15 protein-coding genes are annotated in these 20,842 nt (G+C 70.7%); 10 read left to right on the top strand and 5 right to left on the bottom strand.

Translation table 11 applies throughout. The features are described from left to right. Positions 1 to 73: 73 nt before the first annotated feature. Positions 74 to 4,144 (top strand): PGRS repeat-containing protein, encoded by a 4,071-nt coding sequence (locus QRN63_RS02320; protein WP_285029039.1) that lies wholly within the window; start codon positions 74 to 76, stop codon positions 4,142 to 4,144. A 77-nt stretch (positions 4,145 to 4,221) separates the two neighbouring features. On the opposite strand, the gene QRN63_RS02315 is transcribed toward QRN63_RS02320, so the two are convergent. Both QRN63_RS02315 and QRN63_RS02310 read right to left on the bottom strand, forming a co-directional pair. Continuing rightward, the gene (locus tag QRN63_RS02315; RefSeq protein WP_267319023.1) at positions 4,222 to 4,899 is read right to left on the bottom strand and encodes a M24 family metallopeptidase; all 678 of its coding nucleotides are present in this window, start codon (positions 4,897 to 4,899) and stop codon (positions 4,222 to 4,224) included. 31 nt (positions 4,900 to 4,930) lie between these two features. Next, positions 4,931 to 5,692 carry a polysaccharide deacetylase family protein gene (locus QRN63_RS02310; RefSeq protein ID WP_285029038.1) on the bottom strand — a complete coding sequence of 254 codons (762 nt, stop codon included), beginning with the start codon at positions 5,690 to 5,692 and terminating at the stop codon, positions 4,931 to 4,933. A gap of 135 nt (positions 5,693 to 5,827) precedes the next feature. Here QRN63_RS02310 and QRN63_RS02305 point away from each other — a divergent pair, with 135 nt between their 5' ends. Both QRN63_RS02305 and QRN63_RS02300 read left to right on the top strand, forming a co-directional pair. After that, positions 5,828 to 6,325, top strand: a complete 498-nt coding sequence (locus QRN63_RS02305) for a cupin domain-containing protein (protein ID WP_267318736.1) — start codon at positions 5,828 to 5,830, stop codon at positions 6,323 to 6,325. Between the two features lie 332 nt (positions 6,326 to 6,657). Next, positions 6,658 to 8,049, top strand: a complete 1,392-nt coding sequence (locus QRN63_RS02300; protein ID WP_285029037.1) for a hypothetical protein — start codon at positions 6,658 to 6,660, stop codon at positions 8,047 to 8,049. Positions 8,050 to 8,114: 65 nt separating this feature from the next. Here the strand turns inward: QRN63_RS02300 and QRN63_RS02295 are convergent, their stop codons facing one another. Next, positions 8,115 to 10,868 (bottom strand): helix-turn-helix transcriptional regulator, encoded by a 2,754-nt coding sequence (locus QRN63_RS02295; RefSeq protein WP_285029036.1) that lies wholly within the window; start codon positions 10,866 to 10,868, stop codon positions 8,115 to 8,117. Between the two features lie 113 nt (positions 10,869 to 10,981). Between QRN63_RS02295 and QRN63_RS02290 the strand changes: the two genes are divergently transcribed. Both QRN63_RS02290 and QRN63_RS02285 read left to right on the top strand, forming a co-directional pair. Continuing rightward, positions 10,982 to 11,623 (top strand): TetR/AcrR family transcriptional regulator, encoded by a 642-nt coding sequence (locus tag QRN63_RS02290; protein WP_285029034.1) that lies wholly within the window; start codon positions 10,982 to 10,984, stop codon positions 11,621 to 11,623. A 30-nt stretch (positions 11,624 to 11,653) separates the two neighbouring features. Then, the gene (locus QRN63_RS02285) at positions 11,654 to 13,372 is read left to right on the top strand and encodes a DEAD/DEAH box helicase (RefSeq protein WP_267318732.1); all 1,719 of its coding nucleotides are present in this window, start codon (positions 11,654 to 11,656) and stop codon (positions 13,370 to 13,372) included. A 3-nt stretch (positions 13,373 to 13,375) separates the two neighbouring features. Here the strand turns inward: QRN63_RS02285 and QRN63_RS02280 are convergent, their stop codons facing one another. Then, on the bottom strand, positions 13,376 to 14,191 hold the full coding sequence (locus tag QRN63_RS02280) for an HAD-IIA family hydrolase (RefSeq protein ID WP_267318731.1): 816 nt from the start codon (positions 14,189 to 14,191) through the stop codon (positions 13,376 to 13,378). A gap of 67 nt (positions 14,192 to 14,258) precedes the next feature. On the opposite strand from QRN63_RS02280, the gene QRN63_RS02275 reads away from it, so the two are divergent. From QRN63_RS02275 to QRN63_RS02255, 5 genes are read left to right on the top strand one after another with little or no spacing between them, the layout of a single operon-like run. Next, positions 14,259 to 15,179 carry an SDR family NAD(P)-dependent oxidoreductase gene (locus tag QRN63_RS02275; protein WP_267318730.1) on the top strand — a complete coding sequence of 307 codons (921 nt, stop codon included), beginning with the start codon at positions 14,259 to 14,261 and terminating at the stop codon, positions 15,177 to 15,179. Between the two features lie 4 nt (positions 15,180 to 15,183). Next, on the top strand, positions 15,184 to 16,371 hold the full coding sequence (gene moeA / locus QRN63_RS02270; RefSeq protein WP_285029033.1) for a molybdopterin molybdotransferase MoeA: 1,188 nt from the start codon (positions 15,184 to 15,186) through the stop codon (positions 16,369 to 16,371). 29 nt (positions 16,372 to 16,400) lie between these two features. Further along, positions 16,401 to 17,129 (top strand): phosphatidylserine decarboxylase, encoded by a 729-nt coding sequence (locus QRN63_RS02265; protein WP_285029032.1) that lies wholly within the window; start codon positions 16,401 to 16,403, stop codon positions 17,127 to 17,129. Beyond that, on the top strand, positions 17,126 to 18,016 hold the full coding sequence (gene pssA / locus QRN63_RS02260) for a CDP-diacylglycerol--serine O-phosphatidyltransferase (protein WP_285029031.1): 891 nt from the start codon (positions 17,126 to 17,128) through the stop codon (positions 18,014 to 18,016). Before QRN63_RS02265 ends, pssA begins: the two co-directional genes overlap by 4 nt. Further along, on the top strand, positions 18,013 to 20,220 hold the full coding sequence (locus QRN63_RS02255) for an AAA family ATPase (RefSeq protein WP_285029029.1): 2,208 nt from the start codon (positions 18,013 to 18,015) through the stop codon (positions 20,218 to 20,220). Before pssA ends, QRN63_RS02255 begins: the two co-directional genes overlap by 4 nt. Here QRN63_RS02255 and QRN63_RS02250 read toward each other — a convergent pair. Further along, the gene (locus tag QRN63_RS02250) at positions 20,217 to 20,807 is read right to left on the bottom strand and encodes a TetR/AcrR family transcriptional regulator (protein WP_267318725.1); all 591 of its coding nucleotides are present in this window, start codon (positions 20,805 to 20,807) and stop codon (positions 20,217 to 20,219) included. The two genes, QRN63_RS02255 and QRN63_RS02250, sit on opposite strands and share 4 nt — an antisense overlap. Between the last annotated feature and the right edge of the window lie 35 nt (positions 20,808 to 20,842).

The following is a 20,842-nucleotide window of genomic DNA, read 5'->3' as shown; positions in this document are numbered from 1 at the left end:
GATTACAGGTGTTAACCTCGCCACGTTTATTTACGGGGGTGCTGTTTCTCACACCCGACGCGCGAGGAGGATCGTGGGCAAGCACAGGGCAGTGGGGACGAACAGTTGGTGGAGCGCGGCGGGACCGCTCGCGGCCGCGGGGTTGACGAGCGCGGCATTCGCCAGCGCCGGCGTCATGCTGCTGCTGGGCCCTGATTCTCCGACGATGCAGTCGGTGACAGCGGACATCAGGCTCGTCAACACCGAGAGCTCCACGGGCGACAGTGGCGCCAAGTCGGGCAACTCCGGCGCCACCAAGGCGACCGACGGCAAGAGCACGAACCCGAGCAAGCCCAAGCCGTCCACGAAGCCGTCCACGAAGCCGTCCACGAAGCCGAAGCCGTCGGCGGAGACCGGCGGGACGCCGTCGTCCGGCACCACGCCCGACACCCCTCGCACCCCACGGCAACAGGCGCAGGACCGCATGCGCCAGTACGCGGACGATGCCCGAAAAGCCTTGAACGACCTTGCCAAGGGCGTCAAGCCGCCGAAGCACGCCGCTCCCGGTACGGGCAGCGACTCGGGCGCCGGCGCCGGCAACACCGGCACCCAGCAGCCCCGTCACTCGCGGGGTCCGCGGCCGACGGGCGCCCTGACGGACAAGACGAGTTCGACCTCGGCGGTCGGTCCCAAACAGCCTCACACCGGCGCAACCACGGGGCACACCGCCACCGAACCGGGCACCGCGGCAGGTGCCACGGCCCCGGCGGCTCCGAGTGGCCCGTCCACCTCTGCCCCGGCGGCCCCGGGGACGGGGACGGGGACGGTCATCACGGCCCCCACGACCAAAACGTTCAACCCCATCACCGGCCTGCTGTCCGCGGTCGGGCTGGGCACGATGCTGGCCCCCGACGCGCCGACCCACCCCGACCAGATGCCCGGCGTCTGGGCCGTGATGGCCTGGGTGCGCCGCCAGGTCGAGTACGGCACCCCCAAGCGGTTGCACCCGAGCGCCCCGCATTCGGTGGCTGCCACCGCCCCGCCCACGGCCAACCCCGTGGGCACCGTCAACCCACTCGCGGCGACCACCCAGACGGCCACGCCCGCTCCCCTGGCAGCCGTCAACCCGCTGGCCGCCGTCAACCCGCTGGCTGCGATCGGCCCGCTGGCACTGCCCACGTTCGTCGACCCGACGGTGATCGTCGCCAACTGGATTTACCAGAACGTGCACTTCGGCGTGCAGGCCTGGATCAACAGTCCCATCGGCTTCGTGGTCGACACCGGGATCAACCTGTTGGCCGGCCAGTACCTGATCGGCAACGGCGCCAACGGCAACCTGATCAACCCCAACGGCGGCAACGGCGGCCTGTGGTTCGGTGATGGCGGTAAGGGCTACTCGAGCGGCCTGCCCGGGGTGAACGGCGGCAACGGAGGCAATGCCCGCGGCTTCGGCAACGGCGGCGCGGGCGGCGGCGGCTACTCGGGCTTCGGCATCTTCACGCCGACTGCCGGTGGCAATGGTGGCAACGCCGGAGGGATCGGTCACGGCGGCGCCGGCGGCAAAGGCGGCGACGGTGCCAATGGCGCCGACGGCCTTGCCGCGCTGGGCCAGAACGGCGGCAACGGCCAGACCGCCGGCAACGGTGGCGACGGCGGCAATGGTGGTCACATCTTCGGCATCGGTGGACGCGGTGGTGCCGGCGGAAAGGCCGGTAACGGCGGTAACGGCGGCTCGGGCGTCCTCGGCGGCGGAGCCCTCGGCGGTGGCGGAAACGGCGGCAACGGCGGTAACGGCGGCGTCGGCGGCAAGGGCGGCAAAAAGGTCGGGTTCATCGGCACGGTCGGCGCCGGCGGCACCGGTGGCGCGGCCGGATACGCCGGAAACGGCGGCAACGGTTCGGACGGCAGCTCGTCGCTGATCCCCGACGGCGGCAAGGGCGGTGACGGCGGCAATGCCGGTACCGCGGGTGTCGGCGGGTTCAATGGCAACGGCAAGAAGCAGGCCGCGACCGGTAACGCCAGTGCCACCGGCGGCAACGGCGGTAAGGGCGGCAACGGATTCGACACCATCACCGCCATCGGCGTCGCCGGCAATGGCGGCGCGGGCGGCAACGGCGGCTCCGGCGGGACCGCGGGCAACGGCGGTAGCGGCGGTGCGGGTGGCACCGGTGGCAACGGCGCCAATGGTCTTGCCGCACTTGGCGAGAACGGCCCCAACGGCGGCCACGGCGGTGCCGGCGGTAACGGTGGCGCGGGCGGCACGCAGTCCGGAAATGGCGGCAAGGGCGGTGTCGGTGGCGATGCCGGCACCGGCGGTAACGGCGGCTCGGGCGTGCTCGGCGGCGGCGCCTTGGGCGGCGGCGGTAACGGCGGCAACGGTGGTAACGGCGGCGTCGGCGGTAAGGGCGGCGCGGCCGCCCACGGCACCGTCGGGGCCGGCGGTCAGGGCGGTGCCGCCGGTAACGGCGGCGACGGAGGCAACGGCTCCGACGGCAGCTCGTCGCTGATCCCCGACGGCGGCAAGGGCGGCAACGGCGGCAATGCCGGTTCCGCCGGCGCGGGCGGCCTCAACGGCAACGGCCAGAACCAGGCTGCGACCGGCAATGCCAGCGCGCACGGCGGCAACGGCGGCAAGGGCGGCAACGGGTTCAGCACCATCACCGCCATCGGCGTCGCGGGTAACGGCGGCGCGGGCGGCAACGGCGGTACCGGTGGAACCGACGGCAACGGCGGCAACGGCGGTGCGGGTGGCACCGGCGGCAGCGGCGCCAATGGTCTTGCCGCACTTGGCGAGAACGGCCCCAACGGCGGCCACGGCGGTGCCGGCGGCATCGGTGGTGCCGGTGGTACCCACGCCGGCAACGGCGGTACCGGTGGGACCGGCGGCTCAGGTGGCAACGGCGGCAGCGGCGGCTCGGGTGTCCTCGGCGGCGGCGCCTTGGGCGGCGGCGGTAACGGCGGCGTCGGCGGCAACGGCGGCGTCGGCGGCAAGGGCGGCGCGGCCGCCCACGGCACCGTCGGCAACGGCGGCAAGGGCGGCAAGGCCGGAAACGGCGGCACCGGTGGTGCCGGTTCGGACGGCATTTCGTCGATCCAGCGCGACGGCGGCAAGGGCGGTACCGGTGGCGCCGCAGGCAACGCCGGCTCCGGCGGCTTCAACGGCAACGGTGTCAACCAGGCGGCCAACGGCGCCGGCGGTTTCGGAGGTGACGGCGGCAAGGGTGGCAACGGCTTCGACGCCCTCACCATCCTCGGCACCGCCGGCCGCGGTGGCGACGGCGGCACCGGCGGTTCGGGCGGCCTGACCGGCGACGGCGGTGCCGGTGGGGCCGGCGGGACCGGTGGCAACGGCGCCGACGGGACCATCGGGGCGTCGCTGGGCGCCACCGGCCTGTCCGGGACCAGCGGTGGTGCCGGCGGTAATGGTGGCGTCGGCGGGGCCGGCGGCACCGTCTCGGGCGTCGGCGGTGGTGGCGGTGCCGGCGGCACGGGCGGCACCGGCGGGTCCGGCGGTGTCGGTGGGCTCCCGGCCTTCGGGTCCAACAACGCGGCCGGTATCAGCGGCGGCGGTGGCTTCGGTGGCACGGGCGGTGCAGGTGGCGCCGGCGGCAACGGGGGCGCCGGCGGATACTCCGCGAACGGCATCGACGGCGCCGGCGGTGCAGGCGGCACCGGCGGCAATGGTGGCCTCGGCGGCGACGGCCAGACCGGCGCGAACGGCATTCCGTTCATCAACGGCAATGCCGGCGCCACCGGCGGTGTGGGCGGCCACGGCGGCGCCGCGGGCGCCGGCGGTAACGGCGGAAGCACCGGCGACAACGTCGGTGGTGCCGGCGGTAAGGGTGGCGTCGGCGGTGCCGGCGGCACCGGTGGCGACGGCGGCAAGGGCTACAACGACAACGTGACCCAGTGGGGCAACGGCGGCAACGGCGGCGCCGGTGGGACCGGTGGCACCAGTGGCAATGGCGGTGACGGCGGCGCCGGTTCGATAACTGGCGCCGGGGGCGACGGTCCCGCCGGCGGCGCAGGCGGCGCAGGCGGTTCGGGCGGCGCCAATGGCGGCCACGGCACCCACGACGGCACCGGCGGCGCCACGGGAAGCTCCGGCGCCAGCGGTTCCGGAGGCACCGGCAACCCGGCCGGCGGCACCGGAATCCAGCTCTAGCCACAGGAAGCGAATGCGGTGTGGCACCAATCGGTGCCACACCGCATTCGGATGTTCAGGACTGCCGCTGGAAGCTGTCACCTCCGCAGGTCGAGTAGCTCCTCCTGGAACCCGCCGAACCGCCGGCCCGGCTCGACAAGATGGACCTCGAGAATCCAATGGCACTGTCGCCCTTGGGAATCCAGGCGCCGCATCGGCAGGTCCGAGCCGGGCGCCACATAGGAGTCGATCTCGTGGCCACGGATCTTCTCGTGCGGGAACTCCCCCACGAGGTGGCCGGCGATCGCGCCACCGAATTCCCAGCCGGCAGCTCGGCTCAACCCGACGACGTGATCGAACAGCTGCGCGCCGGTGATATCCGGAGTCGATTCGAAGTGCGTCCGAGCCGCTTCCCACACTTCCGGTAAGTCGTTGCGCAGGGCCAGCTTTCGCGGGTCGTCACCGAGCACGAAGGTACGGCCGAAGTCGGCCTCCCACTCCTCGAAAAGCGGGCCCAGGTCGACGAACACGATGTCGTCGTCGGCGATCAGCCGGTCGGGCGGGTTCTCCCGCGCGGTCGCCAGCGTGTTCTCGCCGCCATGCACGATCCGCTTGTGCCAGTGCCGCGTGACGCCGAGGATTTCGGCCGCGAGATCACGGATCTCGTCGGTCACCTGGCGCTCGCCGACACCGGGCCGGATCAGTCCACGTTCTTCGATGGCGACGAACAGTTCCGCCGCTTTGTCCTGAGCATCCAGAAGCCGCGCGGCGCGCATGCCCTCGTCAAACTTCTCCACCGCACCGATGCTAGGCGGGCCGCACGAACTCCCACCCTGCCGCCCGCATATCGGCGATGGCCCCGGCGTAGCCGGCCGCGGTGCCCGAACCCGGATGGTTCATGTGGGAGATGACGACGGAACCGGGCTGCGCTCCAACGAGATTCGCGCGTACCCGGGCGGCCGGCAGCGTGGCGCCGGAGTCGCCGTTGACGCTGAAGCCCAGCGGCTGTAACCCGAGGTCGTGCACGATCTGCACGGCGACGTCGTCGTAGTGGGCGGTGCCCGGGCGGAACCAGGTGGGCGCCCGGCCGGTGAGCGCGGTGAGCTTCATCTGGTTGCCCCACACCTCGTCGACGACCTCGGCGGCCGTGCGCGTGCCGACGATGCCGTAGGCGGCACGGCCGGTCACCGACAGCGGCACGTGGCGGGTGCCGTGGTTACCGATCTCGAAGAGGGGGTTGGCGGCCAGTTGCGCGGCACGGTCCGGGTGCTGGTCGACCCAGCGGGAATTGAAGAAGAGCACCGCCGGCACGTTGTTGCGCTGCAACGTGTCGAGCAGTGCCTCGTCGACCCCGCCGCGGCAGGCGTCGAATGTCAGGGCGAGCTGGCGCCCGCTCGCCGGGACCGAGGTGACGATCCCTGGCAGCGCCATCCCCCACTGGGTGGGCACCCGGCGCTCGTACTGGCCGGCGACGGCGCTCGGATCCTGCGCAGCGGCGCTCCGCGCGGCCAGCGCCAGCGAACCGGCGGCTGCGGCCCCAGCAGCCAGGAAAGCGCGTCTGGTTATCACCGGACGGACGCTAGGCCCGGACTCTGAACAACGAGTGTCCGGAGCCTGTGAGTTCGCCGCGAACCATGTGAACGGCGGGCCGCCCTATGGTTGAGAATCGAGGAGCCGATGCTCGATGACCACCAGGAGTCGATCATGTCGTTGGTAGTACCGCCTTATCCCCCAGCCCGGTACACATCCGATCAGCCAGAAGTCAGCGCCACGCTGCGGCGCGGTGACGAGCCTCCCGATTACGACTCACACGGCGTCATCCAGTACCACTACCTCGCGAACCAGCAGAAGACCGCGGGCGACTACGGCCTGTACCGCGTCGACATCGCGCCGCGCGGCGGTGGCCCTGGCCCGCACTTCCACCGCGCGATGTCCGAGGCGTTCTTCGTGTTGTCCGGCACCATGACGCTGTACGACGGCACCGACTGGATCCAGGCCGGCCCCAACGACTTCCTCTACGTCCCGCCGGGCGGCATCCACGGTTTCCGCAACGAGGCCGACGAGTCCGCCTCGGTTCTGATGCTGTTCGCCCCGGGCGCACCCCGGGAGGCCTATTTCGAAGGCTTCGGCCACCTCGCCGACATGACCGACGACGAACGTCGCGAGTGGTTCATCAAGCACGACAACTTCTTCGTGGAGTGACGCGGGGCGGCCGGTCCGGACCGGGCCCCCTCGAACCGTGCACATTGAGTCATTTGTCTCTACCGGCCAGTAACACAAACATCCCATGATGTGCGTTGCCGTCAATATTTGTTCGATCCGTGATCGAACCGACGGAAAAGTCAGGTAGGCGCTGCCGCCACTGTCCGGCCGCAGCGAATGAGAGGAAACCCATCTTGCACGCCGCCGTTCGATCGTCCGTCCTTTCTGGAGCCACACTGCTGACGGCGGGAGCCATCGCAGTCACTCCCATCCAACCGCTGGCTCACATGCCGTCGCTCCCGTCGATCAGTCACGCGGTGTCGACTGCCGCTGTGAACCTGACCAGCAGTCCGTTCGACCTGTACGGCCAGGTTCTGAAGACCGCCGCCGGCAACCTGCAGGCGGACGTCAAGTCCTACCTGGACATGGGGCTGTTCCCGATCCTGCGCCAGATTCTGACCAACCAGGTCGGCACCATGACCGGTCTGGTCAATGCCCTGGGTGAGAGCGGCAAGGCTGTGGTGACCGCGCTCACCACGCAGGTGCCGGGCTACCTCGGCGCCGCCTTCGGCGACCTCGGGAAGGCCAACATCGAGGGCGCGCTGAACAACCTCCAACTGGCGATCGTGCTCCCGATCTTCGCCGCGATCAACCCGATCGGGCCCCTGCCGAAGGCCCTGGGCAATCTCATCTCGCAGCCGCTGCAGAGCGTCATCAACATCGCCAATGACCTGCCGAACATCCTGCTCGAGCTCGGCGTCGGACTCATCGGACCGGTCGCCAGCACCGTGGGCGCGATGGGCACCGCGGTCCAGAACGTCATCAACGCGGTGAAGGCCGGCGACCTCGGCAAGCTGGCGACGGCCATCATCCAGGCGCCCGCGACCGTCGTCGACGGCCTGCTCAACGGCGGCTACGGACCCAATCTCGGTGCGCTGCTGGGACTCAACATCCCCGGCTTCAACATCTACGGCGGCGGCCTCTTCGGCGGCGGGGCAGCCGTCCCCGGTGGCACCACGATCGCCGGCACGTTGCAGGCGATCGTCGCCGTCGTGAAGTCGATCCTCACCGACATCACCCCCGCCAAGCCGGCGGCGGCTGCGGCAACGACCACCACCAAGGCCGCCTCCGATGTCGCTTCCGTGCCGTCGACCACGGCTGCGACGGTGACGCTGAGCACCGCCGCGACGACCAAGGCCGTGTCGACCGACACCGCGGGCACGGACAAGACCAAGGCGGCCGGCTCGACGAGCGAGTCGGCAGGGTCCACCGGTGCGGCAACCGACGCCACCACCAAGCCCAGCGGCTCGGCCGGCGACACCACCGGTTCGACCACCGAAACATCGAGCGACGGCAAGTCACCCAGTTCGACCACCGACGGCACCACCAAGACCGGCACCTCGTCCGGCTCGGCTACCGACGGCTCGACCACTGGCTCGACGTTCGCCGGCGGCACCAAGACCGGTGACACCAAGGCCGGCGACACCAAGACGGGTTCCGGCAGCTCCAGCTCCGGCAGCTCGTCCTCGTCGTCGTCGTCGGCCTCGTCCTCGTCGGCCTCGGGCAGCGACGGCACCAAGACGACCACGCCCGGCCGTAAGGGCCATCAGGGCAAGTCGGGCTCCGACTCGGGTTCGGCGTCCGGATCGGACTCGGGTGCCAAGGGCGGCAGCACCAAGGGCTCGCACACCAGCTCGAAGTCGAAGTCGCACAGCGCGGCCTGACGCGTGAGACCAGTCGGCGGCGGCGGATTTTCCGTCGCCGCCGACTTTCTATCTATCTGGGGCGCTCACTCGCCCGCCCAGGTCGCCGGGCGCGCCACGTCATGAATCTGATGACGGCTGGTGACGCCGAGCTTGGGAAACGAGCGATACAGGTGGTTGGACACGGTCCGCACCGACAGGTTCAGGATGGTCGCGATCTGCGGATTGGTGTAGCCCTCGCTCACGAGGTAGACCACGTTGTGTTCCTGCGAGCTCAACGTGCCGGGCTGCACCGATGACGAAGGCGGACGCACTCCGGCCGCCCGCAGTTCACGGTTGCACAGGTCGACCCACGGGCCCGCCCCGAGGTCCTGCATGACGGTCAGCGCCGCCGCCAACTGATGCTGGCAGTCCCGGCGCCGCCGGTGCCGGCGCAGCCACCCGGCATAACTGATGCGCAGCCGCGCCCGCTCGAACGGCCAGCGGTTGCCGGCCGGATCGGCGAGCGCCTCGACATAGCGCGCCCCTGCGGTGTCCGGATTGAGTACAGCGTCCGCGTGGGCGACCAGCTGCGTCAACCGCGGTGACACGGCTCTGGGCAGGTGACTCACGATCCGGGTCAGTTGTTCGCGCGCCTGTTGCGTTCGGCCCGTCAGCACCGCGGCGTCGGCGTAGTCCGGCAGGGCCAGATACGACGCATACGCGTGCAGCGGCAGTCCGGACTCGTCGAACAACTCGGCCAGTTCGGCGTAGGCGGTGGTGTCCTGGTTCTCGGCCAGCGCGATCGAACCCGCGACGTTGTGTATCCACGCCGCCAGCGCGGGCCGGTCCCGAAAGTCGGCCAACTCGACGGCCGACTTGAGGCGCGCACGGCTGGTGGCGATCTGACCGCGTCGGGCCGCCACCGTCGCGATCACCAGATCCGCGATCCGTGCGACGACCGGGACGTCGGCGACGGCCGCCGAACAACTCATGGTGGTCGCCGCGTCGACGGCCTCGTCCCAGCGGCCCGACTCGACGAAGGCCCAGCACAGGGCGGTCGACGCCAGACCGCCGAAGCGCGGCGCCAGCGCTCCGGTGTGCGCACCGCGCAGGCAGCGCACTGCCAGGTCGGGCTTCCCGGCGAGCCAGGCCGACGCCCCGACCGCGGTGAGCCCGATGGCGTCACCGACCCGGCCGGCCAGCCCGATGATCTCGGGCAACTTCAGATGAGCCAGGTGCGGATCGGTGGCGGTACGGATCCAGAGCTGGTCGGCGAGCGCGGACACGTCCGCCGGCGCCGCGGCGTCCTCCAACTGTCTCAGCAGGCGGATGACGCCGCATCGCCCCGCGGCGTCATCCGCGATGAACGTGACCGTCGCGGCGACCCGAAGCGATTCCCACGCGACTGCGGGGACGATGTCGACCGCCAGGCCGGCCGATTCGAGAAGCATGTCCAGAACCGGCTGACTGTCCGCATCCCAGCAGCGCGCCGACCCCAACTCGGTGTGGGCGCGCAGCCGAGAGATGAGGTCGGCTACGCCGTCGAGCGCACACCGGCTCAGCGCCGCGGCCCAGTGCGGGTCGCCGGCGTTGCGCGCCAGGGGCGCCGCGCGCACCAGATGCCGGGCATGCTCGCCGACATCGGTGGTCAGCTTCGCCGCGCGTTGCATGGTTACCGCGGCGGCCAGATAGCCGTCCCGGCGCAGCACCTCGTCGCAGGTGTCGGCCAGCTGCGCGGCCAGCGCATCGTCGGGTTTGAGCGCCGCTTGCGCGCGATGCCACACCTGCCGGTGCGGTAGCGCTGCCAGTGCATCGGCCAGGCGCAGATGCGCCGCCGAGCGGGCCGCCGCCGGTGCCCGGTGATACGCCGCGGATCGCAGCAGGGGATCCAGGAACCACACGCCGCTCGGCTCGACCCGGACGATCCCGGCGACCTCGGCCGGCGCGAGCGTCTGTGGATCGGCCAGCACCGCGGGCAGCAGATGCCGCAGGTCCTGGTCGGAGGCCGCGGCGAGAACGAGCAACGCGGCCCGGGTCGCCCCCGGCAGCAGAGCGAGCCGCCGGCTGTAGATACCGAGGCTGGCGGCGGGCAGCGCCAACGGTTCGGCGACCGGACCCACTGTGAGCCCATCGGCCGCCGCTGTCTCGGCGAAGGCGATGACGGCCGCCGGGTTACCCGCGGCCGCCGTCAGAACCTGCTCCCGGCGCAGACCGCGCGGCACCGCTGACTGCCGGTCGAGCAGCAGGGCGGCATCGGCCCGCTCCAGCGGGGACAGTTCGATCTCGACGGCGCGGCCGTCGCCACCGAATACCTTTCCGGCGGTGGCCGGGATCGCCAGCACGACGGTCAACGACCGCCCCGCGCTGCGCCGGGCGGCGAACATCATCGCGTTGCGCGACGGCGCGTCGAGCCACTGCGCGTCATCGATGCAGACCAGGACCGACTGCTGTCGCTCAACGGCGTCCAGCAGCCCGAGCAGCGCCATCGCGACGCGGACGACGTCGAGCTGCTCACCTGTCGGCGAGCGCAGCGCCGCGTCGATGATGCGGTGGTACTGCTCGGCTTCGTCATCCCAATATCCGAGCGCGTGGATCAGCTGGTGAACGCCGGCGAACGGGGTATCGGACTCGCCCGGCGTTCCGGCGATCGGCACCACCCGAAAACCGATATCGCAGGCATGGCGGCGGGCCATGTCGAGCAGTGCGGTCTTGCCGGACCCGGCAGCGCCGGACACCACCACTGTGTGGCCGCGCGGGGTATCGCCGATCGCAGCCATCAACCTCGAAAGTTGTTCGCCGCGGCCGACGAGCTCCGGCGGCGGCGTGGCCGACTGCGGCTGACAGGGCTCAGCGACCACACCACCTCCTGTGATCCACATCCCACCCGATGCCGAACGTTAGGCAGGCCTCACTCGGCTGTCAACTAATTAGTTAGTTAGCAAACGCCTGCCTACCAGCTAAAATCTCCGAAATGGGCCACCCGCGGGATTCCGACGCCACTCGGGCGCGGCTGCTCTGCGCGGCGACCACCGAATTCGCCCAGTACGGCATCGCCGGAGCCCGGGTTGACCGCATCGCCGCCAACGCGGGCGCCAACAAGGCGCAGATTTACCATTACTTCGGCAGCAAAGATCAGCTGTTCGACGCCGTGTGGGCCGCGATGACGCAGCGGTTCTTCGCCGACAGTCCCGTGGTCGCCGACGACCTGCCGGGCTACGCCGCCCACCTGATCGACGTTTACGCGAGCCAGCCCGAAGTCGGCCGGCTGATCGCCTGGCACCGGCTCGAGCGCGCCGACGATTCCGCCGCGGGCTTTCCCGGCGAGACCATGCACGAGCAGATCGCCTCCATCGCCGCCGCCCAGGCCGACGGCAGGCTCACCGGCGAGCTTCCCGCGCCGGTGCTCTTCACCCTGGTGCTCACCATCGCGTCGATGTGGCACAACCTCAGCCCCACCCTGCTGGCCGTGGTCGGCATCGACGACCATGCCCAGCGCAAGGCCATCGTCTGCGACGCGGTGACGCGCCTGATCACCGCGACGGCCGCCGACACCGCCGGGCCGAGCACCAGGACACGCCGGGCAAATGTGCATCCGCCAAACCCGTTGCCCTAGACTGCCCTTCGACCAAGGAGGAGTCTTCGGGTGCGGGCTTATGCAGCGCCCAGCACCCAGGCTTTGCGGGGCTGGCAACGTCGGGCTTTGGTGCGGTATCTGACCGCCAAGCCACGTGATTTTCTTGCTGTCGCAACCCCGGGCGCAGGCAAAACAACCTTCGCCCTGCGGATCGCCGGCGAGTTGCTGACGGAGCGCACCGTCGACCAGGTCGTGGTCGTCGTCCCGACCGAGCACCTCAAGACCCAGTGGGCGGAAGCCGCGGCGCGCGTCGGCATGGCGCTCGACCCCAAGTTCAGCAACTCCACCGGGCACACTTCCGCGGATTACCACGGCATCGTCGTCACCTATGCCCAGGTCGCCAGCCACCCGACCAGGCACCGGGTGCGCACCGAGAACCACAGGACGCTGGTGATCTTCGACGAGGTCCACCACGGCGGCGACGCGAAGAGCTGGGGCGAGGCCATCCGTGAGGCCTACGACGACGCGACGCGGCGCCTGTGTCTGACCGGGACCCCGTTCCGGTCGGACGACAGCCCCATCCCGTTCGTGCAGTACGAGCCCGACGGCAGCGGCCACCAGCAGTCGGTGGCCGACCACACCTACGGCTACTCCGACGCGCTCGCCGACGGTGTGGTGCGTCCGGTGGTGTTCATGGCGTACTCGGGTGAGGCCCGCTGGCGCGACAGCGCCGGCGAGGAGCACGCGGCCCGCCTCGGCGAGCCACTGACCGCCGAGCAGACCGCCCGGGCCTGGCGTACCGCGCTCAACCCCGAGGGTGAATGGATGCCCGCGGTGATCGCGGCCGCCAACAAGCGGCTGGGGCAGCTGCGGCAGAGCATCCCCGACGCCGGCGGCATGATCATCGCCACCGACCAGACCACAGCCCGCGCCTACGCCAAGCTGCTGCACACCATCACGGGCGAGGAGGCGACGGTCATCCTGTCGGATGACCCGACGGCGTCGGCGCGCATCTCACAGTTCTCCGAGGGCACCAGCCGCTGGCTCGTCGCGGTCCGCATGGTGTCCGAGGGCGTCGACGTGCCGCGGCTCGCGGTCGGCGTGTACGCCACGAGTGCGTCGACCCCGCTGTTCTTCGCGCAGGCCATCGGCCGGTTCGTGCGCCTGCGGCGTAAGGGCGAGACGGCCAGCATCTTCCTGCCGTCGGTGCCGAACCTGCTGGAGCTGGCCAGCGAGCTGGAGCGCGAGCGCAACCACGTGCTCGGCAAGCCACACCGCGTGTCCGACGGGCTCGACGACGAACTGCTCGAGCAGGCGCAGAAGAAGGAAGACGAGAAGTCGGAGCTGGAGAACGGCTTCGAGATGCTCGGGTCGGACGCCGAGCTGGATCAGGTGATCTTCGACGGCTCGTCGTTCGGGACCGCGACCGAGGCCGGCAGTGACGAGGAAGCCGACTACCTGGGTATCCCGGGTCTACTCGACCCCAATCAGATGCGCGATCTGCTGAGCAAGCGCCAGGACGAGCAGCTGCAGAAGCGCAGCGCCAAAGCTGCGGCCACCGGCGCGCCGCCGCCACCGATGACGACGCACGGTCAGCTGCGCGAGCTACGCAAGGAGCTCAACCTGCTGGTGGCCGCTTTCCACCACCGCACCGGACGGCCGCACGGCTGGATTCACAACGAGCTGCGGCGCCGGCACCCCGGCCCGCCGGTGGCCGCCGCGACCCGCGAGCAGCTGCAGGACCGCATCGCCGCGATCCGCAACATGCAGCGGGAGCTGACGGCCTGAGGGTCAGAGCCCCAGCAGCTCCGGCAGATCCGCGACGGAGTCCACGACGTAGTTCGGCTGCATCGCGAATTCGTCTGCGGCCCAACGGTTCAGCGTGTCCTGGCGGAATTTGCCGGTGCGCACCAGCACGCCGGTCATCCCGACGACCTGGGCCGCGAGTACGTCGTTGTTGAGGTCGTCGCCGACCATGTACATCTCTTCCGGCTCGACGCCGAGCCGCGCGGCCGCGGCCAGGAACCCGGCCGGCGCGGGCTTGCCGACGGCGGTGCCCTGATAGCCGGTGGTCTGTTCCAGGCCGGCCAGATAGAGCCCGGTGTCCACCCGCAGCCCGTCAGCGGTGTTCCAGGCGTTGCTGCGGTGCATGGCGACGACGGGGACGCCGCGGGCCATCCAGTCGTAGACCCAACTGAGGGTCAGGTGCGTGTATTCGGGCCCCGCGCCGCCGAGGAGCACCACGTCCGGCGTGTCGGGCTGCTGCGGGCCGGCGAAGTCGGAGGCGTAAACCAGCTCGACACCCGGCATGTCCGCGCCGATCTGGCCGCTGTTGACCAGGAAACATCGGGCGCCGGGGTAGCGCTCCCGCACGTAGTCGGCGGTCAGCACCGCTGCGGTGACGACCTCGTCGGCGGCGACCTCGATGCCTGCCGCACAAAGCAATTCGGCGATCTGCACCCGGGTCCGGGTGGTGGTGTTGGTCAGGAACGAGCGGGCGATCTGACGCTCCTCCAGCGCCCGCAAGGTCTCGGCCGCACCGTCGATCGGACGCCACGAGGTCACCAGGACACCATCGATGTCGAAGAGCACCCCGCCGATTGCCATGGTGCCGACAGTAAACGCCCGCCGCTCCCGCGCAACTCAGGCGGTCCGCTCGGTAGTGTCTTCGGCCATGACCACCAAATGGACCGCCAATGATGTGCCGGACCAGACCGGGCGGGTGGCGATCGTCACCGGCTCCAACACCGGGCTCGGATACGAGACGGCGCGGGTGTTGGCGGGCAAGGGCGCTCGCGTGGTGATGGCGGTGCGCGACACCGCCAAAGGCGACGACGCGGCCGCCCGGCTCCGGGCGAGCACCCCGAACGCCGACGTCGTCGTCCAGAAGCTGGACCTGGGTTCACTGACCTCGGTCCGGGCGGCGGCCGACGACCTGCGGGCGGCCTATCCGCGGATCGACCTGCTGATCAACAACGCCGGCGTGATGTACCCGCCCAAGCAGACCACCGCCGACGGTTTCGAATTGCAGTTCGGCACCAACCATCTCGGTGCCTTCGCGCTCACCGGCCTGCTCGTCGAGAACCTGCTGCCGGTGCCGGGCTCGCGGGTGGTGACGCTCGGCAGCATTGCGCACCGCATCCTCGGGAAGATCGACTTCACCGATCTGCAGTGGGAGAAGCGCCGCTACAACCGCGTCGCCGCCTACGGCCAGTCGAAGCTGGCCAACCTGATGTTCGCCTATGAGCTGCAACGCCGCCTCGTGGCCACCAACGCCGCAACCATCTCGGTCGCGGCCCATCCGGGCATCTCCAACACCGAGCTGATGCGCCACATCCCCGGCTCTGACCTGCCCGGCTTCAACGCACTCAGCGGGCTGGTCGCCAACAGCCCCGAGGTCGGCGCGCTCGCCACGCTGCGGGCCGCCGTCGACCCGGTCGCGCGGGGCGGCGAGTACTACGGCCCGTCGGGTATCCGGCAGCTGGTCGGCCACCCGGTGCTGGTGCAGTCGAGTGCCCAGTCGCACGACGCCGGCATCCAGCGCCGGCTGTGGACGGTCTCCGAAGAGCTCACCGGCGTCACCTTCCCGATCTAGCGCCATGCGGACCGTCGAGGAACATCAGCAGGTCGTCGCCGGGTTGATCAGCGCCCGGCCGGCCGTCGCCGTGCCGCTGGCCGACGCCCTGGGGCTGGCCCTTGCCGAGGACGTGGTGGCTCCGCTGTCGCTGCCCGGCTTCGACAACTCGGCGATGGACGGTTACGCCGTCCTGGCCACCGACGTGGCCACCGCCTCTGCCGAGAAACCCGTGAAACTGCCTGTCGCAGAAGACATTCCAGCCGGCCGCACCGACCTGCTGACGTTGGCGCCCGGCACCGCGCACCGGATCATGACCGGCGCCATGCTGCCGGCCGGGGCCACCGCGGTGGTCCAGGTCGAGGCCACGGACGGGGCGACCGACGTCGTGTCGATCTACTCGGCGGTCCCCGAAGGCCGGAGCATCCGGCGCGCCGGCGAGGACGTCACCGCGGGGATGACGGTACTGCCCGCCGGCGAGGTGCTGTCCCCCGCGGCACTGGGCCTGGCCGCCGCGCTGGGTCTGGCCGAGCTGAAAGTGATTCCGCGGCAACGGGTTCTGGTCCTGTCCACCGGGACGGAGCTGGTCACGCCGGGCACCCCGCTGCAGCCCGGCCAGATCTATGAGTCCAATGCCGTGATGCTGGCCGCCGCGCTGCGGGATGCCGGCGCCGACGTCACGACCGCACCGGCGACGTCCGATGACGTCGCGCTGTTCCGGGAGACCCTGGCAGGTCATGCCCGCGACGTCGACCTGATCGTCACCACGGGCGGCGTCAGTGCCGGCGCCTACGAGGTGGTCAAGGACGCCCTTTCCGGGGACGTCGAGTTCGTGAAGGTCGCCATGCAGCCCGGTATGCCGCAGGGCGCCGGGACCGTCAACGGCACCCCTATCGTCACGTTGCCGGGCAACCCGGTCTCGGCGCTGGTGTCGTTCGAGGTGTTCATCCGGCCACCACTGCGGGCGGCGATGGGCCTGCCGTCGCAGCGACCGCGGCGCTCGGCGACCCTCACCGAGAAGCTGACCTCTCCGGCCGGGAAACGCCAGTTCCGCCGCGGCGTGCTCGGCACCGATGCGCAGGTGAGCAGCTACGGCCCGCCGGCGTCGCACCACCTGCGCTGGCTGGCGACGGCAAACTGCCTGCTGGACATCGGCGAGGACGTGATCGAATTAGCGGCTGGATCGCCCGTGCCCGTCTGGGATCTCAGTTAGAGCCCCGCAAACCGTAGAATCGAGTCCCCATGGCCAGACCTGCGCGCCCCCCAGCTGACACTCCAGAGTCCGAACTGTCACGTTTCGTCGACCTGGTCCGTTCCACCGTTCCCCCGATCCATCCGGCCGGGCTGCCGTTCGTCGGCGGCGCCCTCGGTGTCGCCGCGATCGGCCACCGTAAGCGCTGGGTGCGGGCGGCCGGTCTCACCGCGGCCGCCGCGTGTGCCGGGTTCTTCCGGCATCCGCCGCGGACGCCACCGAGCCGGCCCGGCGTCGTCGTCGCCCCGGCCGACGGCCAGGTGACGCTGATCGACGAGGCCGTCCCGCCCGCCGAACTGAACCTGTCGGACACGCCGCTGCCGCGGATCAGCATCTTCCTGTCCTTGTTCGACGCGCATGTGCAGCGCGCGCCGGTCGCCGGTGAGGTGATCACCGTCAAGCACAAGCCGGGCCAGTTCCTGTCCGCCGACAAGGCCGAGGCCAGCGAGGACAACGAACGCAACAGCATCTGGCTGCGCACCGCCGACGGCCATGACGTCGTCGCGGTGCAACTCGCCGGGCTGCTGGCCCGCCGCATCGTGTGCAACACCCACCCGGGTGCGCAGCTGGCCCTCGGCGAGACGTACGGCCTGATCCGGTTCGGCTCCCGCCTGGACACCTACCTGCCCAAGGGCTCGGTGATGGGCGTCGAGATCGGACAGCGCGCCATCGGTGGCGAGACGGTGCTGGCAGAGCTGCCGAGCGGGTCGCCGGCATGAAACCCCGGATCAAGACTCCGCAGGTGAGCCTGCGGAAGCTGGTCCCCAGCGCCCTGACGGTCGCTGCCATCTGCCTGGGTCTGTCGGCGGTCAAGTACGCCCTCGATCACCGCCCCACCGAGGCCATGGCGCTGCTGGCGGGTGCCGCAATCCTCGACGCGCTCGACGGTCGCGCGGCCCGCATGCTGAACGCCACGTCCAAGATGGGCGCCGAGATCGACTCGCTGGCCGACGCGGTGAACTTCGGCGTGGCGCCGGCGTTCATCGTGTACGCCACCCTGCTGGCGCACAACACCTCGCCGCTGGCCTGGATCGTGGTGCTGCTGTACGCGGTGTGCATCGTCCTGCGGCTGGCCCGCTTCAACGCCATGCTCGACGTCGAGGGTCCGGCGTTCGAGAAGGAGTTCTTCACCGGCATGCCGGCACCGGCGGGCGCGATCGGCGCCATCGGCCCGCTGGCGGCCAAGATGCAGTTCCCCGGGCCGTGGTGGGATTCGCACTGGGGTCAGATATTCATCTGCCTCTGGCTGATCGGCGTCTCGCTGCTGGTGGTCAGCACCGTCCCGATGCGCAAGGTGCACACGTTCGCCATCCCGCCGAACATGGCGTTGCCCCTGCTGGCGCTGCTGGCCATCCTGGTGGCCGCCTCGGTGATGTACGGCTACATCGTGATCCTGGTGATCATCGTCGCGTACGTGCTGCACATCCCGTTCGCCATCCGCACCAAGGCCTGGCTGCGCGCGCACCCCGAGGTCTGGGATGACAAACCCAAGGAGCAGCGACAGGCACGCCGCGCGATCCGCCGTGCGCAGCCGCGTCGCACCGACCGCGGACAGCGCCGGTCCACGGCCCGGCTGCGGTTGCGTAGGCCGGGTCCTCGTCGATGACGCCCCCGCAGGCACAGGCCCTGCAGGGCGCATCCGACCCGTCCGGCGCGCAGCTTCAGCTCACCGCCCGACTCAACACCTCAGCACTGGACGCCCGTCGCGGCGTGGTACTGCTGCACCCGGAAGCGATCGCCGCCCTCGGCATCCGCGAGTGGGACGCGGTGTCGCTGACCGGCACCCGCACCACCTGCGCGGTGGTCGGGGTGGCCGCCGCGGGGACTCCCCCGGGCACCGCGCTGCTCGATGACGTGACGCTGTCCAACGCCGGCATCCGGGCTGACGCCCCGGTGCTGGTGTCCCCCGCGACGGTGTACGGCGCCCGCTCGGTGACCGTCAGTGGTTCGCGACTGGCCAGCAGCTCGATACCGCCGGCGACCTTGCGAATGGCGTTGCTGGGCAAGGTGATGACGGTCGGCGACACGGTGTCGCTGCTGCCGCGGGACCTGGGTCCGGGCACCTCGACGTCCGCGGCCACGGCGGCGCTGGCCACCCAGGTCGGCATCACCTGGACCTCGGAACTGCTCACGGTGACGGGCGTCGACCCCGCCGGCCCGGTCAGTGTGCAACCCAATTCGGTGGTTTTTTGGGGCGACGGCATCACTCCGGCATTGTCTCAGCCGGTGGCGATCCCGTCGGAAACCACTGCCGTCCAAGCCCTTTCGATCGACGACCTGAAGGGCATGACCGCCCAGGTGACCCGGCTGACAGAATGGCTCAAGCTGGCTCTCGATGAGCCCGAACTCCTCGAAACACTCGGCGCCACCGCCAATCTGGGCGTCCTGGTGTCCGGGCCCGCGGGCGTCGGCAAGGCCGCCATGGTGCGCGCGGTGTGCACGTCCCGCCGCCTCGTCGAGCTCGACGGGCCGGAGGTCGGGGCGCTGCGCGCCGAGGACCGGCTGGCCGGGGTCGCCGCGGCCGTCAGTTCGGTGCGGGATGGCGGTGGTGTTCTGCTCATCACCGACATCGACGCGCTGTTGCCCGCCGTCGCCGAGCCCGTGGCCACGTTGATCCTGACCGAGCTCCGCAAGGCCGTCGCCGGCCGCGGTGTGGCATTCATCGCGACGTCCGCCGTGCCCGACGGCGTGGACGCGCGCCTGCGCGCGCCCGACCTCTGCGACCGCGAGCTGGGACTGACCCTGCCCGACGCCGCCACCCGCAAGGCCCTGCTGGAAGTGCTCCTGCGGTCGGTTCCCGCCAAGGAGCTGAACCTCGATGAGATCGCCGAGCGCACACCGGGATTCGTCGTCGTCGATCTCGCAGCTCTGGTGCGCGAGGCCGCGCTGCGAGCGGCTGGCCGCGCCAGCTCCGACGGTGCCGCACCGGCGTTGACGCAGGACGATCTGACCGGCGCGCTGTCGGTGATCCGGCCACTGTCCCGGTCGGCGACCGAGGAGGTCGCGGTCGGTTCGGTGACCCTCGACGACGTCGGCGACATGGTGGCCACCAAGCAGGCGCTGACCGAGGCGGTGCTGTGGCCGCTGCAGCACCCGGACACCTTCGCGCGGCTCGGCGTGGAACCGCCCCGCGGGGTGCTGCTCTACGGTCCACCCGGCTGCGGCAAGACATTCCTGGTGCGAGCCCTCGCCAGCTCCGGCCGGTTGTCGGTGCACTCCGTCAAGGGCGCCGAGCTGATGGACAAGTGGGTGGGCTCCTCGGAGCGCGCCGTGCGCGAATTGTTCCAGCGCGCACGCGATTCCGCGCCGTCGCTGGTGTTCCTCGACGAGATGGACGCCTTGGCGCCGCGCCGCGGGCAGAGCTTCGATTCCGGCGTCACCGATCGCGTGGTGGCCGCACTGCTCACCGAGCTGGACGGCATCAACCCGCTGCGTGACGTCGTGGTGGTGGGCGCCACCAACCGGCCGGATCTGATCGACCCCGCGCTGCTGCGACCGGGCCGGCTGGAGAAGCTGGTCTTCGTCGAGCCGCCCGACGCCGATGCCCGTCGCGAAATCCTGCGTACCGCAAGCAAATCCATCCCCCTGGCACCCGATGTCGACCTCGGCCGGCTGGCCGGTGAGCTCGACGGCTACAGCGCCGCGGACTGCGTCGCCCTGTTGCGCGAGGCTGCGCTGACCGCGATGCGCCGGTCCATCGACGCCGCCGATGTCACCGCGGCCGACGTCGCCAAGGCCCGCGAGACGGTCCGGCCGTCACTGGATCCCGCTCAGGTGCAGTCACTTCGGGAATTCTCCGAGGGACACTAGGACCCTGCCAGCCCCACGACCGCCTGCACCGCGGCCCGGACGCGGTGTTCCAGCGCACCGGAATCCGCGCTGTCGAACTTGCCGTCCAGGAACAGGAATGCCAGGCCGTGCACCAGCGCCCAGACGGCGTCGCTCAACGCGTCGGGATCCGCGTCCGGAAACACCCGCACGATGTTCGCTCTGAGATAGGCCGAGATCGCCGCGACGGCTTCGACCCGCTCGGGGCTGCCGGCATCGCACTGCTCGCTGAACATCGCGCGGAAGAGCGCGGGGCGCCGCAGTGCGAACCGGACGTAGGCGATGGCGACGTCGGCGATCTCGTCGGCCGTCGACGGGGATGGGCTGACGGCTACCAGGTCCGCGGCCAGCTCGCGATAACCCACGGCCGCGACGGCTGACATCAACGCGTCCCGGTCCTGGTAGTGCCGGTAGGGGGCCGCCGCCGTGACGCCGGCATGCCGCGCGACGGCGCGCATCGACAATGCCGCGGCGCCCTCCTCTTCCAGAAGCGCCAGCGCCGACTGCACCAGGGCGGTCCGCAGATCGCCGTGGTGGTACCCCGGCTTGGACACCGCTTTCGACGTCATTCTGAGTTCCGCCTCACAAATGTTGACACTGTTTA

Origin of the sequence: Mycolicibacterium sp. lyk4-40-TYG-92 (genome assembly GCF_030209435.1) — a bacterium.
In the GTDB taxonomy this organism is placed as follows: domain Bacteria; phylum Actinomycetota; class Actinomycetes; order Mycobacteriales; family Mycobacteriaceae; genus Mycobacterium.
Note: the sequence above shows the minus strand (reverse complement) of the source record. Positions and strands in the feature narration are given on the sequence as shown.

Bases quoted from the DNA above. Each gene is read 5' to 3' on its own strand.
- QRN63_RS02315 (WP_267319023.1), bottom strand. From the start codon at position 4,899: ATGCGCGCCGCGCGGCTTCTGGATGCTCAGGACAAAGCGGCGGAACTG.
- QRN63_RS02305 (WP_267318736.1), top strand. From the start codon at position 5,828: ATGTCGTTGGTAGTACCGCCTTATCCCCCAGCCCGGTACACATCCGAT.
- QRN63_RS02290 (WP_285029034.1), top strand. From the start codon at position 10,982: ATGGGCCACCCGCGGGATTCCGACGCCACTCGGGCGCGGCTGCTCTGC.
- QRN63_RS02280 (WP_267318731.1), bottom strand. From the start codon at position 14,191: ATGGCAATCGGCGGGGTGCTCTTCGACATCGATGGTGTCCTGGTGACC.
- QRN63_RS02275 (WP_267318730.1), top strand. From the start codon at position 14,259: ATGACCACCAAATGGACCGCCAATGATGTGCCGGACCAGACCGGGCGG.
- moeA (WP_285029033.1), top strand. From the start codon at position 15,184: ATGCGGACCGTCGAGGAACATCAGCAGGTCGTCGCCGGGTTGATCAGC.
- QRN63_RS02265 (WP_285029032.1), top strand. From the start codon at position 16,401: ATGGCCAGACCTGCGCGCCCCCCAGCTGACACTCCAGAGTCCGAACTG.
- pssA (WP_285029031.1), top strand. From the start codon at position 17,126: ATGAAACCCCGGATCAAGACTCCGCAGGTGAGCCTGCGGAAGCTGGTC.
- QRN63_RS02255 (WP_285029029.1), top strand. From the start codon at position 18,013: ATGACGCCCCCGCAGGCACAGGCCCTGCAGGGCGCATCCGACCCGTCC.
- QRN63_RS02250 (WP_267318725.1), bottom strand. From the start codon at position 20,807: ATGACGTCGAAAGCGGTGTCCAAGCCGGGGTACCACCACGGCGATCTG.